Below are 13,536 nucleotides of genomic sequence, written 5' to 3'. Positions count from 1 at the left end.
AAGCAGGCGTTTTAGTTCGGCTTCGGCAATGAGGTAATCCTTGTCGGCCGACACTGTATCACCGGTCTTCTATTTGTTTAGCTTTGCGCCAGACGCGTAGCAACTCGGTAGCGAGTTGCGGGTCGCGGCGAGCAATGAAATCCATATTGAAAGCAATCGCATCGAGATTAGCGCCATGGAGCGACGACGATGAAGCGGTCGGAAAGTCCGAGCTTACAGTGATTTTCATTGTTCGAGGTTCTTCGTGTTGCATAACAATACTCCGTTTAGATTTACCTTTTTTTACCTACCGAGATCTTGCGCCATGCGAATAACCCATCAATTAGTCCAGCGCAGTTCTGTCAGCGCCTGAGCAATAGGCTCGGTAATCGCGTGGGTAGCCGGGTCTTTGGGAAACAACCGCTTGGTTTCCTGCTGCACTTCGGCCGCAACCATCACGAGCTGGTCGGCCGACTTCCGCGAGGCGCTCAACGCTTGCCGTGTCCAATCGGCGGCGGAGTCGAGGTCGCCTTGGCGCATCGCTGTCATTGCCAGCGTCAAGCGGGCTTCCGTTGCTCGCATCGGGCTTTTATCCGTGCCGTCTGGCCGCCGCGAGATTCTCAGTACTTCGTGGGCATGTTCAGCCGCGCGGGCATCTTCACCGACAATGCGGTAACAGTCCATGGCGTAGAAATCCCACTTCTGAGGGTCAATAATGAAGTGGTTTTCTGGCCGACTGGGGTGTTCATGCTGGCCAAGCAGACGATAGCCGTTATCGAGGATACGGCGCACGGCCTCAGGCTGCCCCATGCGGGCAGCCGCTTTAGCCGACTGAGCGGCAAGTTGCACCACCACTGACGTATTCGGCGCGGCCTTACTGCCAGCCTCAGAGAAATCGGCAACGGCGGCCAGGTCACCTTGCGTCAGCGCAAACCAGGCGCTCATTTCAAACGACCAGGCCATGATCTCACCGTGACCTGTTTCTTGTCCGATGCGGAACGCGGCCGCGCGACTCAAACCGGCCTGGCGTTTGCGGCCAAGATCGTACTCGATACAACCGATCAGGAGCACCAGCCAACCAGAAATAACCAGTAGTTCGCGGTGCTCTTTTAGCGTACAAGAGCCAGTCAGCAAACCAGAAATGTACTGTAACCAGTGGTTGGCGTCAGCTTTCAGCTCATCACCGTCACGCCAGGCGTACTCACAGCAGAGGTCTTCAGTCACCATATGCAGTTGCTCTAGCGTTTCACTGCCAACGTCACTACGGTAGAGCCGACGCATAACGTCAGTCGTTTCCCACAGTGTGGCGACTTCGGGCAACGTCGGCACGATGAGGCTTGGGGAAATAACTTCGGCCAGGCGTTCAGCCTTTGCCCGCGCTTCAGACAGTTCTGTTTCCCGATTCTGCAAATCATAGTTCTGCTTGGCGGCTTCCAGCGCCGCAAATCCGGCCAGCAAGTCGCCGCTCGCTTTGCACCATTCGTCAGCAATACGCCAAAATCGCCTATCGGCACGGGTGCGGCCTTTTTCGATGTGGCTAATCGTGGTGCGGTCGAGGTTGACAGCCTGAGCAAGCTGACCTTGGGTCAGTCCAGCGGCCGACCGGTAGGCCGCCAACTGCTGGCCGAGCAGCCCCCGGCGGGCTACCAGCTCGTCTGGCTCATGCGCCATATCGTTCACGCCTCCAGGGTATGCCCGTGCCGTCACCGCCAGCATAGCCGCAGGTGGCAGACGTTGTGACAGCCATGTGCAGGGACTGACGCACACCACCAGCCACACCCCAAGGTAGTTACAGGCTCCCGGGGCGGCTGGCCTGCCAGAACAGACATACGGGCAGTGTCAACCCCCGACTTGACGCTAGGAAACCGACCTCGGCCGTCTCGGGTGCCATCAGCCAGACGAACGAGGGATGCATGGTGGAAAAACGGGTAGCGGAAGATGCAAAACCGCAGGTGGCGGGTTTGGAGCCATGCCGACTGATTACCCCTGGCGATGGACGGGCTGGCAACCTGCGGAGCGCGCCGCATGAGGTGCTGTCTGACCTTGTACGTCTACGAATTACCTGCCTGCTGGACACTACGGAGTGGCGACGGTTCACGGCCTTGTGCGAACTGGCGGGCATTTCGCAAGACCGGCTGAAGCGGCATTTCTACTTGCTCCGTTCGCGGGGCTACGTGACCACAACTCGCCTTGCTCGCGAGTCCACCAGTTGGGCATTGCTGACAAGCTACGGCGAAACTGAACGGACTGCCTACCTCCACATGCTTGCTGCATTGCCCGTCGAGATCGAGCGCCACACGACCGAGCTGCGAACGAAACAGCCGAACTGGTTTTGCAAGGTTGGTGCGATGTGAATACCCCGGTCGCACTGGTGAAGGCATTCGGATGAGCGTTCCCAGCCAGAGCAACGCCGCACGACGCCGAGCGCTTGCCGGGCGGCTCAAGACCGCCTACGAAGCAGGCGAAACCACCTACAGCTTGGCTGCCGAACACGGGATGCCGGTGAACACGGTCTGGCGGCTCCTGAAAGCCACGGACACCACCATGCGCCCGACTGGTCCCAAGCCGTATCGGAACGGCCACTGACATGACCCATCTCGAAGACTTGGCCTTTTTCCGTGACATCGACCCGGTTTTGCTTGGCGCGCATCGGTTGCGAATCCTGCTGCTGCTCCGGCATGACGCTTGGTGTCGATTGGGGTTTATTCGCGACACCCTTGCCTTGAACGCCACCACTTTGTCGCGCCAAGTCGCCACCCTCCGCGCCGCTGCATATGTCGAAACATATACCGGTGTCCGTGGCCGAACGTGGTTGCGGCTGACCGCCGTTGGCGACGCCCAAACGAGCACGCATATCGAGGCTATTCGCTACTTCGCGGAACTGGTCAACGACGACGCGCCGCCGGATGACCTCAACCCGTCCAACTGGTGCATGGGAGATCCGGCATGAAGCACCAAACGATTGAACTAGTCAACGCCTTACAAGCCGTCAACAAACATGTCGGGTCGGTCGCCAATGCCTTGCTGACCGGCACCCTGTCCACGGCCAAGCAATACGAGTTTGCCGGACTACTGACAGAACTCGGCGATTTACTCCACCAGCACGCCGAGGATGACGAGTCCGGCGGCGGGGAGGCCAACCCCGATGCGTAATTCGCCACCGAAGCTGGCTGACGCCCTCAGACTGGTGACCCTCCAGCTGGTGGATATCTCTGAACGTTTGGACACGGGGTATCTTACGGCGCAGGAACTCCACGAATGTGCCAACCTGCTTACCGACTTGTCGCAAGCCGTCCACCTCTACGCCGACAAGCTGGGTTTGTCGCCTGGCGCTACCGGCCGCCATGCCCTCCGTGAACCACCACCTGAGCGGTGAACCCGGTAGCGGCCTTCTTGGTGCTTGCTGGCGGCGGGTTGTTGCTGGCCAGCTTGCTTCGCTTCTTTGTCCGGAGACAGCGGGTTGCGCGCCTGCAACGATGGGATGACGAAGGGGTTTCCGTGCAGGCAATCTCTGCACGACTGGCCGAGGAAGAAGGACGAGTCAACCTCACCGCGGCTGATACGGAAATCTTCCCGGTGGTCCCACCGGACGACGTACCGACCGAAGTACTACCGACCGTGCCCTCGCTGCCACACCGCAAGCGGCCATATGTTCGCCAACAACCGACGCCGTGGCCACGAAAGCCGGTCGCTGTTCGGCCAGAACAAGAGCTTATGCAACGCGTCTTAGATGGATTGCATCGGCTGGGGTAGCAAGCGCAAAGGGACGTTCACCGTCCGCGCTACCAAGGCTCCTTCGGAATATCCGAGGGTTTTTGTACGCGCAAACCCAAGAGAAAGTAGAGATGTTGCGAAAGACAGTCCTAACCGCTACCGCCCTGGCGGCGGTAGCGGTCACCGCCTTGGCTACACCCGCAGCCAACGCCAGCGCACAACCGAACCTGGTGGGTGGTCACGAAGCCACCGGCAATACCTCGTGGATGGCCTCACTCCAGTACGACGCTCCGGCCTACGGTCGCGTGGCTTGGCACACCTGTGGCGCGGCGCTGTTGTTCCGCTCGTGGGTGGTCACCAATGCCCATTGCGTTACCGACCCGCCGGGTGACGCTGGCGGCATCCCCACTGCGGCCAAGTCGTTCTCGGTACGGGTTGGCTCGAAGGATCGGAGGCAGGGCGGCGAGACGGCCAAAGTGGTCAAGATCGTGGTGCATCCCGGGTGGCAGTGGTCAGCTGGTGCACCGGAACAGCCCGTGGATGACGTGGCCCTGCTCCAGCTTGACCACGCCGTCACCGAGCAGCCCATCCAGCTCGGCGGCCGGGCCGCTCGACCTGGTGAACGAGTGACCCTCTACGGCTGGGGCGTTGACCAGCCGGATGGAGGGGGCAGCTTGCCGCTGAAGCTCCAGCAGCTTGAAACGAAGGTGCTCCCACCCCTCAAGTGTGCCGATGCGCAACAGTCGGTGGCGGAAATCTGCACCAGCAACCCCCACGGAACGGATGGCCCCGGCCCCGGTGACTCCGGTGGCCCGGCGGTCGCCCTGGTACGCGGCGTGCCCCAGCTCGTGGGCACCTGTAGCCGGGCGGCGGCGCGGTACCCCGGTGAGAAGCCCACCGTTTACACCAGTTCGCCGGACTTCCGGGGCTGGTTGTACGACACGGCGAGGGGAGTTCCGGCGACCTCCTAGCTGAAGCCTGAAGAACGCCATGCCGCAGATGGGTGCAGCGGCATGGCGTTCTTTGGCATGTGGCCATGGGCGTTGACGGGGCGGCGGCACTGCGGGGATGCAGATAAAAATCTGTTGATCGCAAACCCGAAAGATGTTATAAGTCAGTAAGTTAAACGAGCATATTTTTACATGGAATTAGGCGAAACACCGCGCGGGCGGCCCGCGCCAGCGTGTCGTATGGGTATGACTCAAGCCAGCCGCGTTCTTGCCCGAGCATGAGGATTCCTCCGCACCACGTGCCTTTCATGCCAGCTGGGCTGCCCAGGTTGGTGATCGGCGGGTCTGCCGAGGCGGCCGGACGGAGGCGGACCCGGCCGTCCCCGCTCGACACGACGCGATTTCGTTCATGAGGCGGTCGGCGGGGGCCAATACGGGGTGTCGCGGGCGATGGCCATCATCGACAGCAACAGGTCGGCGAGCGCCGGGGGTGGTGGCCAGCACGCCGCGTGAACGGGTGGTGTGGGAGCTACCGTCAGCGTCGAGGACGAGCGCACCGGCTTCGCGCGCGATGATCACGCCGGAGGCGGTGTCCCAGGGGCTGTTGCCGAACAGCACGACGGCGTCGAGGGTGCTCTCGGCCAGCCACTCCAGGTCCTGCGCGGTGCTGCCCAGCCTGCGGACTCCCTGAGCGCGGGCGGTGAGTTCGCTGTCCACGTGGACGCACAGGGGGTCTCGAACGGCGGCGTTGAAGCCGCTGCCATAGCTGCACATGCCGACGACGGCCTCGTCCAGCGGGCTGGGGGCCGACACGGTGATCGGTTCGTCGTCGCGGTACGCGCCACCACCGTGCACGGCCCAGGAACGGCGATGTAGGAGCGGCACGGCGATACCCAGAACGGGGTGGTCCTCGTGGATCAACGCGAGCGCGATCGCGCACAGTGGGCTGCCGTGGCGAAGTTGATGGTGCCGTCGATCGGATCGAGCACCCAGCGGGTGTTCTGGTCACCGAAGGCGCCGCGTTCCTCGCCGAGAAAACCGATCGCGGGATCCCAATCGGCCAACAGACCGCGGATGAGGCCCTCGACGGCGAGGTCGATGTTCGTCACCAGGTCGCGGTCGCCCTTGTCCGTGATGCTGGTCGGCCGGTGCCGCAGGACGTGGATCACGGCGAGGTCTATAGTGTATCAGCGCGACCCAAGCGAACAGCAGGTATGCCGCGTTTCCGATCGTACTCAGGATCGTCGCTTTTATGCATCAAGGCGTTCCAGGCAATCTTGGCTCTTTGCACCGGGAGCTTTTTTTCAATGGCGAACTGGACCAGCCCGTTACGCGTAACGGGCATGAAATCTGATTCGTCCTCGGATACTACCGCAAATGTCCCGGCCGGTGCCACTGTCACTAATCTAACATTATTGGCAATAAAAAAGCTGGCAGTTCGTTCAAGAATCTCCTGCCGTTCATCGGTAAAGGTAATTCCTTCACCAACAAACACGTAAGTTGCCTGCCGTTGTTCGCTTAGCACTTCCATCGCCCCGCACGGCCGATCGGACTGGCAGCTCGCGATGTCGGTGATCACCCGCAGCGCGTCCGATCCGCCGCCAACCTCAAGGCCCGCAACGAAGTAGCGCGATCGGACTCGATCGGACGGTCCTGTTCAGCGAGCACCACCAGCCGAGTCAGAGGAGAACATCGAATGAGAGCGAAAGTGCGGGTCGTGCTGAACGCGCTGGCCGCCGAGCCGAACACGGAACTCTACGGACTGGAGATCTTCGAGCGCACCGGCCTGCTGTCGGGCACGACGTATCCGATACTCCTTCGACTCCAGCGCGACGGATGGGTCCATGCACGCTGGGACAGAGAGCAGACCGGGCGACAACACGGCCCCTCGCCGCCACACTATTACCACCTCACCCACCGCGGCCTGATCCAGGCGCGGAATACCCCCGTCGAACACCCGCACACGGCCTGGAGCACGGACCATGCCGGAAAGCGCACCCGCTGAAGGTTAACAATCCCGCCGACTCAGCCCGTTGACCAGGTATTATGTGCGCGCAGCCGTCGGCGGACACTGCCCCACGGGCCGGTGAGAAGTTCACACGACATTGGTCGTTGTGCGTGACGGATCGACTACTTCATGCCAGGGTGTCCAGGTCCCCGACATCGCGAGAGCCCAGGGAGTGGGCATGGCCGAGCAACCACCAGAGATCGCGCTGCCAGCGCGGTTTCGGGACGTGTTCGCGGTCGCCGAGTTCCGGGTCCTGTGGCTGGCCCACGCCCAGTCCCGCATCGGGGACCAACTGGCGCGGGTTGCACTGTCGGTGCTGGTCTACAACCGGACGCAGTCGCCCGCGTGGACGGCGTTGACCTATGCGATGACGATCTTGCCGACGCTGGCCGGCGGGGCGCTGTTGTCCGGCTTGGCCGATCGGTTCTCCCGCCGTGGCGTCATGGTGGTCGCCGACCTGGTGCGGGCGGTGCTAGTCGCGGTCATGGCGCTTCCCGGCCAGCCGATCGTGGTCTTGGTCGTGTTGCTGATCTTCGTTCAGTTGCCGTACGCACCGTTCTCCTCGGCGCGCAGCGCGATCTTGCCGAAGATTTTGTCCGGTGACCGGTTTGTGGTCGGCATGGCCGTCATGCGCACCACTGACCAGCTCGGCCTGGTCGGCGGGATCGGCGTGGGCGCGGCGCTGGTCACCGCGCTGGGCACGAACACCACCCTGTGGATCGACGCGGGCAGCTTCGCGGTCTCCGTCGCCCTGCTCACCTGGGGAGTACGAGCTCACCGCCCTCCCGCAGCCGGCACCGGCGCCTCACCACGAACCTGGTGGTGCTCCCTTCGTGCCGGAGCGAGGTTGGTTGTCGGCGACCGGCGGCTGCGCGCGTTGACGGCGCTGGCTTGCGTGAACGGCTTCTACGTCATCCCCGAAGGGATCGCGGTGCCCTACGCGGCGCAGCTACGGGGCGCGGGCGGCACGGCGGTGGTGGGCTGGTTGCTCGCGGCGATCCCGGCGGGCTCGGTGATCGGGATGCTGATTCTCAAGAGCGTGCGGCCGGACTGGCGGCTGCGGATGATGGCGCCGCTGGCGATCGCGACCTGCGCGGTCCTGGTGCCGACCGCGTGGGCACCGGTGCTGGCGATCTCGGTGGTCCTGTGGGCGGTCTCCGGGATGCTGTCGGCGCACGACATGGTCGTGCAAACGACCTTCGTGCAGATCGTTCCGGACGCCTCCCGAGGTCAGGCGATCGGCCTAGCCAGCGCCGCGATGCAGACCGCCCAGGGCCTGGGCATCGTCGCCGCTGGCCTGCTCGCCCAGGTGCTCGCTCCGTCCGTCGTGGTCGGCATCGCGGGCGGGATCGGTGTGCTGGCCGCGAGCGGCGCGGCGGTGGCCTGGGTGCGGGCGGCGTCGGCCCCGCCCCACGAAGCGGGGCCGGGCGAGGCCAGCGTCGTGGACCCGCGAGCCACCGACACCGGTTGACTCAGCGTGTCCAGGACCTACGGCTGGACGGGTGACCGGAGATCACTTCCAGGTGTTTTCGCGCCAGGTGTTTTCACGCACGGCCGATCACCTCCTGTCGCCACGGCGGGCTGCGGGCGCGGTGTCCGGTGTGGACTGCGCCGGATGGGTACCGTTTATATGGTCTCCCACAGCTCGGTCACCTGGAGTGCCAGTTCGATTACGCTGGTCACAGGAACGTGAAGACGTGTCATCTTGGGTTTTTCAGTCACCGTGGGGGTGGCCGCAGGTGAGCAGACCGTGTCGGTGGGTGCGGGGCTTCGAGCTGTGGAGCACACCCCGCCAGGTCCTGCTCTACGTGCTGATCGTCGATGCCGCCGCCCTCGCCGCGTCCGTCGCCACGACCGGCATGCTCCCGGTGACCGCCACCGACTGGACTCGCCTCGCGGTGCTATTCGGGTGCGCGATCGCCCATGTGGAGGGCTCCCGTCGCATCGAGCGAACCCGGAAGCTCACCGCTGGCACCGGTCCGTTCGTCGATGGCCTGACACCGTGGCATTGGTGCGCGGTGCTCGTTCTGCCCGCCTCGCTGGCCAGCGTGCTGGTCATCGCCCTCCAGAGCTACGTCTGGTTCCGCGTATGGCGCGGCAGAAGGCCCTTGTACCGGTGGGTGTTCTCGGCGGCGACCGTCCTGCTGGCGACCCAGGCGTCCGCCCTCGTGCTGGCCGAGGCACCCGGCCCGCACCCCGGCATTCCCCTGGGCTGGATCGGCCTCGGCTTCGTGATCGCCGCAGCCGTGCTGCGCTGGCTGATCAACTACGCGCTCATCCTCGGCGCCATCCTCGCCAGCTCGCCGGACCTACGGGCCTCGCAACTACTCAGCAAGTTCACCGAGCAGATCGTCGAGGCCGGCGCCATGGCGTTCGGCCTGGCCGCTGCGGGCCTGCTGGAGTTCGACGTCCGGCTGCTGGTCGTCGGCATGGTCGGCGGCCTGATCGCGTTCCACCGCACGCTGCTGCTCGGGCAGTTCCGCGACGACGCCCGCACCGACGGCAAGACCGGCTTGCACACCCCGGCCTGGTGGCACCAGATCGCCACCAGCGCATTGCAACGCGCCACCGCCACCCGCATGTCAGCAGGCGTACTGATGCTCGACCTCGACCATTTCAAACGAGTCAACGACGCCCATGGGCACGTGGCCGGCGACCTGGTGCTGCGCGCCGTCGCCGACGCGATCACCGAGGCTGTCCGCAGTTACGACGCCGCCTGCAGATGGGGTGGCGAAGAGTTCGCCGTACTGCTGCCCGAGGTCACCACGACCGAACTGCGCTCCATCGCCGAACGCATCCTGCGCCAGGTCCGCGCGCTGGTCGTCGACATCACCGCCGACGACACGGCGGACACCGTGGACGATCTGACCATCTCCATCGGTGGCGCCCTGTACCCGAGCCCGGCGATCACCGACCTCACCGAACTCCAGGTCGCCGCCGACACCGCCCTGTACGACGCGAAGCACGCCGGCCGCGACCGCGTCCACCTCGCAGGCGAGCACGTATCTCCGCCTGCACCGAACCCACGCGAGGCGCCCGGCCAAGACCACCGCCCCTTGTGAGACGTTCAGCCAAACGTTTCCGGTGACGAGTGCTCGGACCTGGGCGTTGTCACTGCCGTGAGCGACGGTCTGCCGGCGCTCGGGCTTGGGCTTTGTTAGTGCCCTGATCGGAGTTGGGGTTTAGACAGTGGGCGTGAGCCCGGCTGCGGTCCACGGCAGGGTCAGGACCGTGATCGTGGTGGCCGAGAGCGTGTCGGTGTAAGCCGCTGCGGCAGCGGCGCCCCACAGCGCGTCGGCCAGCAGCGGATCGGTGGGCTTCTCCCGCGTGGCGAGTTCGGCGGCAGCCACGGCGTCCCAGAACAGGAAGTGGGCGGCGTACACGTGGCCGTCGGGTCCGGCGGCCACGTCAATCGCCTCGTTCCGGGCGGTCTTCCACTGCTGCTCGTTGATGCCGATGCGGGTGGTGAGCACGGCGTCGAGCGTGCTGCGGGGCAGTCGCGCGGCGCTGGTCAAGCACTGGCGCGCGGACGCCGTCCGCGCGCCATAGACCGTGTCCGCGGTGTGGGTGGTGGGCAGGCACACCCGTTCCCACGGCTGCGTGAGCACTGCTCGGTCCGCGTTGCCTTGGTCGGTGTCGGGCGCTGCGGCGAGACCGAGGACGGCGTCGAACAGGGCGAGCGCGCCGGTCACCCGGTCGTCGGCGGTGTCGAGGCCGCGGAATGGGGCGGCGGCCCGATCGCGTGCCCAGCCCAGGGTGCTGATCGGTGCCGGGACGGCGAACACCTGAGTCCAGCGACCCCACCTGTCGGCAATCCAGTCCGCGTCCGCGTGCCAGTCCGCGTGCGCGAGGTGAGTGCCGAGGCCCCCGATCACGCGGTCACGGGCCTCGGCGCGCGCTGCCCGATCAGCGCGCGCCGCCTCGGCGAGCTGGTGCTGCTGGCCGAGAGTCAGCGTGGCGGCGGTGACGTCGAGCAACCGGATCCGGGGATCGTGGGTGTAGCTGACAGGCAGCATGATCCCACCGTCGGCGGGCAGGGATGGGTGGACCCGCACCTGTCGCGACAGCGGGTCACGGGCCTCGGCGGCGGCGGCCACGCTGGGGTCGGAGTCGGACAGCAGCAGGCGTTGGCGTTCTGCTGGTGCCCATCGGGACGCGGCGACCGCTTTGCGCACGCCGGGATCGGGATCGGACGCCAGGGCCGTCCAGACGAACCGGGGTGTGCCCCACCCATGCGTCGCTGCCGCCTTGCGTACCTGGGCGCTGGGATCGGCCAGTACACGCGCCCACCGGGCACCGTCTTGGCGGTGGATGCCGTTGGCCACACCGGTCGCCCGCACGGCGGGCGCGTCGTCGTCCAGCGGGTCGGCTGGAGCCAGCATCGTGTCCGGGTCGACGGTCACCGGGTGGCCGTGCGCGGCAGCGAAGGCTGCCTCGATGTGGCTGTCGGTCACATGCACCCCTGCCCGGCGGGCTGCGGTCCGCACTCGCGGCTCGTCGCTGGACAGCAGCGCGCGCCGTACCTCCAACCCGTCCGGGGTCTCCGGCAGATGCCGCAGGTGAGGGTTGCGGGCCAGCGCGACCAGCACCGCGATGTCAGGGTCGGTAAGCAGCCGAGACGCCGACACCTCACCGTCGGCGTAGCGGTGGCGCGGACCGAGGGCCAGTGGAAACGCCTGCGCCGCAAGCGCGCGGCACCTCGTCTGCGACGAGGTGGTGAACCCGCGCAGGATCTTGGCCAGCCTCGCTTGCACCACATCCGGATCCCGGTCCCGGTCCCATCCGAATCGCAGGCTGTTGACAGCCTTCTCCAGTTCGGCTGGCGTGATCGCGGCGGCGACCGCGACCATCCCCGACACGTCATCGAGGTCTCGCAGCGCGTATTGGGAAATTGTCGCCCGTGCTTTGCCCTTGGCCCGCGTCGCCAAGGCGGCCCGCACCGTGTTCGGCACCGACGGGTTGGCGAGCACCGCTCTCAATGTCCCCCGCCAGCACCCCTCGTCGACGAGGTAGTCCAACACTTCGGCCGGTGGCGACCGCAAGACCACTGTCGGAGCGGCTCGGTCGGTCCACACCTCGGCGGCGGCGACCACATCGGGGTCGGCGGCACGCGCGCGCCAGGTGGCGAGATCAGACATAGGCACGGATTCTCCCAGCCAAGCAGATCAAGCCCGTTTGGGCATGCCGGTGAGTCACTGAAACGTTACGTGACGTGCTGACATCGTGGCTGGCGTCCCACGCTCCTGGTCGGGGAGGAGGCCGCAACCTCTCGGTTTACACCGGCTTGTGCCCCGTCGTCGACGAAGCAGTTGCCCTTCATCGCCAACCTGTCGGGTGCCAACCTGCCGATTACTGGGAGGGATGGTTGCGGCGAGCGCCTGCTCCGCCCGCTCACGCGGGTGGTGCGTGGGATGATGCGATCTGTGGAGAGCGAGGAGGGCGGCGCTGCCGCTGATCCGGTCGGCGAGTCAGTGGTGGTGCCGGGTGAGCCGTGGTTGGTCACTCGTCAGCGGGAGTTGCGCGGGTCGCCAGGGTATCGGGGGTTGGCGTTGGTGGATCGGGTCAAGCGTACTGCGTATGTCTTTCAGGCCAATGTTGCGCAGTATCAGGCATTTGTCGCTCAGCTGCAAGATCCCGGTTTCTCGTTGCCGATCATGGAAGTGAAGAATCCCGGCGCGCATGACGGTATGCTTTCGGAGGCTGAGCGGCTGCTTCACAATGTTCTAACGGCGTTGAGCACACGTGTTGACCATCAACGTCGGTTCATGGAGAAGCACTTCGCGGCTGACATCGAGTTCACAAAGGCATACAAGGACAACGTGGCAGCCACGTTTAACGGCGACATGCAAGCAGTGTTCCTGAAGGGTCTTCGGAACTATATGGCTCATCGTGACCTTCCGGTCGGTCAGAGCAGCAGCACAATGTCGGCAACAGTGTATGAGATCAAGTTGGTGTTGCCATGTGAACCGCTGCTCCGCTGGGAAAGGTGGAATAGCGACGCGAAGTCGTGGATCGAACGCTGTGGCGCGGAGATCGACATCGCTGACGTAGTGGCCGACTATGCGCGCAAGGTAGAGATTTTTGATCAGTGGCTGGCTGATCAGATCAGCCACAAGTACGCCGTAGAGATCCAGGAGTACCGGCAGGCCCACGAAGAGTACACGCGCGAGCACCATCGGGTTTTCGGCCTCTAGGCCAGTGTGAACCCATCTCCTGGTCAACCCAGGATGGCGTCCACAAGCGCTGCCGGATCGAAGTCGGCATCGAAAGGGGCATGCTCGTCGAGCAGGTCGGCGGCGCGCTGAAGGCGTCCACCGTTGGGTAGACGCAAGATGTCGGCGATGCTGCGGAGTCGTTCAGCGGCAAGGGTTTCGCGTCGCATCACACCCCAGTTCGAGGCGAGTTTCCTGCCAAGTTCCGTGAGTTGAACATAGCGTCGTGGGGTGCCATGCTTGACGGGTTCCTCGCGGGTGACGCGAAGATAACCACGCTCGATGAGTCGGCGTATCGCGCCATAGACCGAGGCCCCTTAAGCTCCATTTGCCGTTCAATCTCCGCACCGAACGACTCGAAGTTCGGTGAATGTGCGACGACCCGAAGGATCGTCACCGTGGTCATAGACCGGTTGATGGTGGGCACGACCAGGTTATAGGTGTTACTTATACTCTATGGCAGAAGGGTTATCGGATTAGCGGGATGCGGGCTTGTCGTGTCGAATGCCATGGAACTAGCCCGTCGTCAGCTCGACAGGCTCAACCGTACCTATTCAGCTGGGGGTGAGTGCTGGTGGTAGCCAGGCGCCGGTGGTGAACAGTTCCCGGAGTGCGTGGAGTTTGTCGATGCCCCATTTGGTGGCGGTGTCCAGATAGGACTGAACGACAGCGA

14 protein-coding genes and 1 pseudogene are annotated in these 13,536 nt (G+C 64.6%); 9 read left to right on the top strand and 6 right to left on the bottom strand.

The genetic code is table 11. The annotated features are described in order from the left end of the window. Nucleotides 1-58: 58 nt before the first annotated feature. Complete coding sequence (locus QMK34_RS06245) at nt 59-229, bottom strand: hypothetical protein (protein ID WP_326412455.1); 171 nt, start codon at nt 227-229, stop codon at nt 59-61. Nucleotides 230-318: 89 nt separating this feature from the next. After that, nucleotides 319-1,650, bottom strand: a complete 1,332-nt coding sequence (locus QMK34_RS06240; protein ID WP_326412713.1) for a helix-turn-helix domain-containing protein — start codon at nt 1,648-1,650, stop codon at nt 319-321. A gap of 242 nt (nt 1,651-1,892) precedes the next feature. Here QMK34_RS06240 and QMK34_RS06235 point away from each other — a divergent pair, with 242 nt between their 5' ends. The 5 genes from QMK34_RS06235 (at nt 1,893) to QMK34_RS06215 (ending at nt 4,664) form a co-directional block, all read left to right on the top strand. Then, a complete protein-coding gene (locus QMK34_RS06235; protein ID WP_326412453.1) occupies nt 1,893-2,333 on the top strand; it encodes a transcriptional regulator in 441 nt (146 codons plus the stop codon). Between the two features lie 31 nt (nt 2,334-2,364). Next, nucleotides 2,365-2,565 (top strand): helix-turn-helix domain-containing protein, encoded by a 201-nt coding sequence (locus tag QMK34_RS06230; RefSeq protein ID WP_326412451.1) that lies wholly within the window; start codon nt 2,365-2,367, stop codon nt 2,563-2,565. A 1-nt stretch (nt 2,566) separates the two neighbouring features. Then, entirely contained in the window at nt 2,567-2,929 is a 363-nt protein-coding gene (locus QMK34_RS06225; protein ID WP_326412449.1) for a transcriptional regulator, read from the top strand. Continuing rightward, entirely contained in the window at nt 2,926-3,132 is a 207-nt protein-coding gene (locus QMK34_RS06220) for a hypothetical protein (protein ID WP_326412447.1), read from the top strand. The genes QMK34_RS06225 and QMK34_RS06220 overlap by 4 nt, the downstream gene beginning before the upstream one ends. Nucleotides 3,133-3,794: 662 nt before the next feature. Further along, a complete protein-coding gene (locus tag QMK34_RS06215; RefSeq protein ID WP_326412445.1) occupies nt 3,795-4,664 on the top strand; it encodes a S1 family peptidase in 870 nt (289 codons plus the stop codon). A 285-nt stretch (nt 4,665-4,949) separates the two neighbouring features. On the opposite strand, the pseudogene QMK34_RS06210 reads toward QMK34_RS06215, so the two are convergent. After that, a pseudogene (locus QMK34_RS06210) lies at nt 4,950-5,752 on the bottom strand (inositol monophosphatase family protein). A gap of 68 nt (nt 5,753-5,820) precedes the next feature. Further along, nucleotides 5,821-6,222 (bottom strand): hypothetical protein, encoded by a 402-nt coding sequence (locus tag QMK34_RS06205; protein ID WP_326412443.1) that lies wholly within the window; start codon nt 6,220-6,222, stop codon nt 5,821-5,823. 138 nt (nt 6,223-6,360) lie between these two features. Between QMK34_RS06205 and QMK34_RS06200 the strand changes: the two genes are divergently transcribed. The 3 genes from QMK34_RS06200 (at nt 6,361) to QMK34_RS06190 (ending at nt 9,713) form a co-directional block, all read left to right on the top strand. Continuing rightward, complete coding sequence (locus tag QMK34_RS06200; protein ID WP_326412441.1) at nt 6,361-6,648, top strand: helix-turn-helix transcriptional regulator; 288 nt, start codon at nt 6,361-6,363, stop codon at nt 6,646-6,648. A gap of 181 nt (nt 6,649-6,829) precedes the next feature. After that, on the top strand, nt 6,830-8,122 hold the full coding sequence (locus QMK34_RS06195) for an MFS transporter (protein WP_326412439.1): 1,293 nt from the start codon (nt 6,830-6,832) through the stop codon (nt 8,120-8,122). A gap of 268 nt (nt 8,123-8,390) precedes the next feature. Further along, nucleotides 8,391-9,713, top strand: coding sequence for a GGDEF domain-containing protein (locus tag QMK34_RS06190; protein WP_326412437.1), 1,323 nt, complete (start codon nt 8,391-8,393; stop codon nt 9,711-9,713). A 120-nt stretch (nt 9,714-9,833) separates the two neighbouring features. Here QMK34_RS06190 and QMK34_RS06185 read toward each other — a convergent pair whose 3' ends face one another. After that, the gene (locus QMK34_RS06185; RefSeq protein ID WP_326412435.1) at nt 9,834-11,789 is read right to left on the bottom strand and encodes a hypothetical protein; all 1,956 of its coding nucleotides are present in this window, start codon (nt 11,787-11,789) and stop codon (nt 9,834-9,836) included. A gap of 171 nt (nt 11,790-11,960) precedes the next feature. Between QMK34_RS06185 and QMK34_RS06180 the strand changes: the two genes are divergently transcribed. Further along, nucleotides 11,961-12,845: a hypothetical protein gene (locus QMK34_RS06180; RefSeq protein WP_326412433.1), complete on the top strand. Its 885-nt coding sequence runs from the start codon at nt 11,961-11,963 to the stop codon at nt 12,843-12,845. A 23-nt stretch (nt 12,846-12,868) separates the two neighbouring features. Here QMK34_RS06180 and QMK34_RS06175 read toward each other — a convergent pair whose 3' ends face one another. After that, a complete protein-coding gene (locus QMK34_RS06175; protein WP_326412431.1) occupies nt 12,869-13,033 on the bottom strand; it encodes a hypothetical protein in 165 nt (54 codons plus the stop codon). Nucleotides 13,034-13,536 lie beyond the last annotated feature (503 nt).

The sequence above is a fragment of the Amycolatopsis sp. H20-H5 genome, assembly GCF_035828755.1.
Taxonomy (GTDB): Bacteria; Actinomycetota; Actinomycetes; order Mycobacteriales; family Pseudonocardiaceae; genus Amycolatopsis.
This window is presented reverse-complemented; position numbering and strand designations above follow the sequence as displayed.

Excerpts from the sequence above, each read along its gene's own strand:
- QMK34_RS06245 (WP_326412455.1), bottom strand. The coding sequence starts at position 229 with ATGAAAATCACTGTAAGCTCGGACTTTCCGACCGCTTCATCGTCGTCG.
- QMK34_RS06240 (WP_326412713.1), bottom strand. The coding sequence starts at position 1,650 with ATGGCGCATGAGCCAGACGAGCTGGTAGCCCGCCGGGGGCTGCTCGGC.
- QMK34_RS06235 (WP_326412453.1), top strand. The coding sequence starts at position 1,893 with ATGGTGGAAAAACGGGTAGCGGAAGATGCAAAACCGCAGGTGGCGGGT.
- QMK34_RS06230 (WP_326412451.1), top strand. The coding sequence starts at position 2,365 with ATGAGCGTTCCCAGCCAGAGCAACGCCGCACGACGCCGAGCGCTTGCC.
- QMK34_RS06225 (WP_326412449.1), top strand. The coding sequence starts at position 2,567 with ATGACCCATCTCGAAGACTTGGCCTTTTTCCGTGACATCGACCCGGTT.
- QMK34_RS06220 (WP_326412447.1), top strand. The coding sequence starts at position 2,926 with ATGAAGCACCAAACGATTGAACTAGTCAACGCCTTACAAGCCGTCAAC.
- QMK34_RS06195 (WP_326412439.1), top strand. The coding sequence starts at position 6,830 with ATGGCCGAGCAACCACCAGAGATCGCGCTGCCAGCGCGGTTTCGGGAC.
- QMK34_RS06185 (WP_326412435.1), bottom strand. The coding sequence starts at position 11,789 with ATGTCTGATCTCGCCACCTGGCGCGCGCGTGCCGCCGACCCCGATGTG.
- QMK34_RS06175 (WP_326412431.1), bottom strand. The coding sequence starts at position 13,033 with ATGCGACGCGAAACCCTTGCCGCTGAACGACTCCGCAGCATCGCCGAC.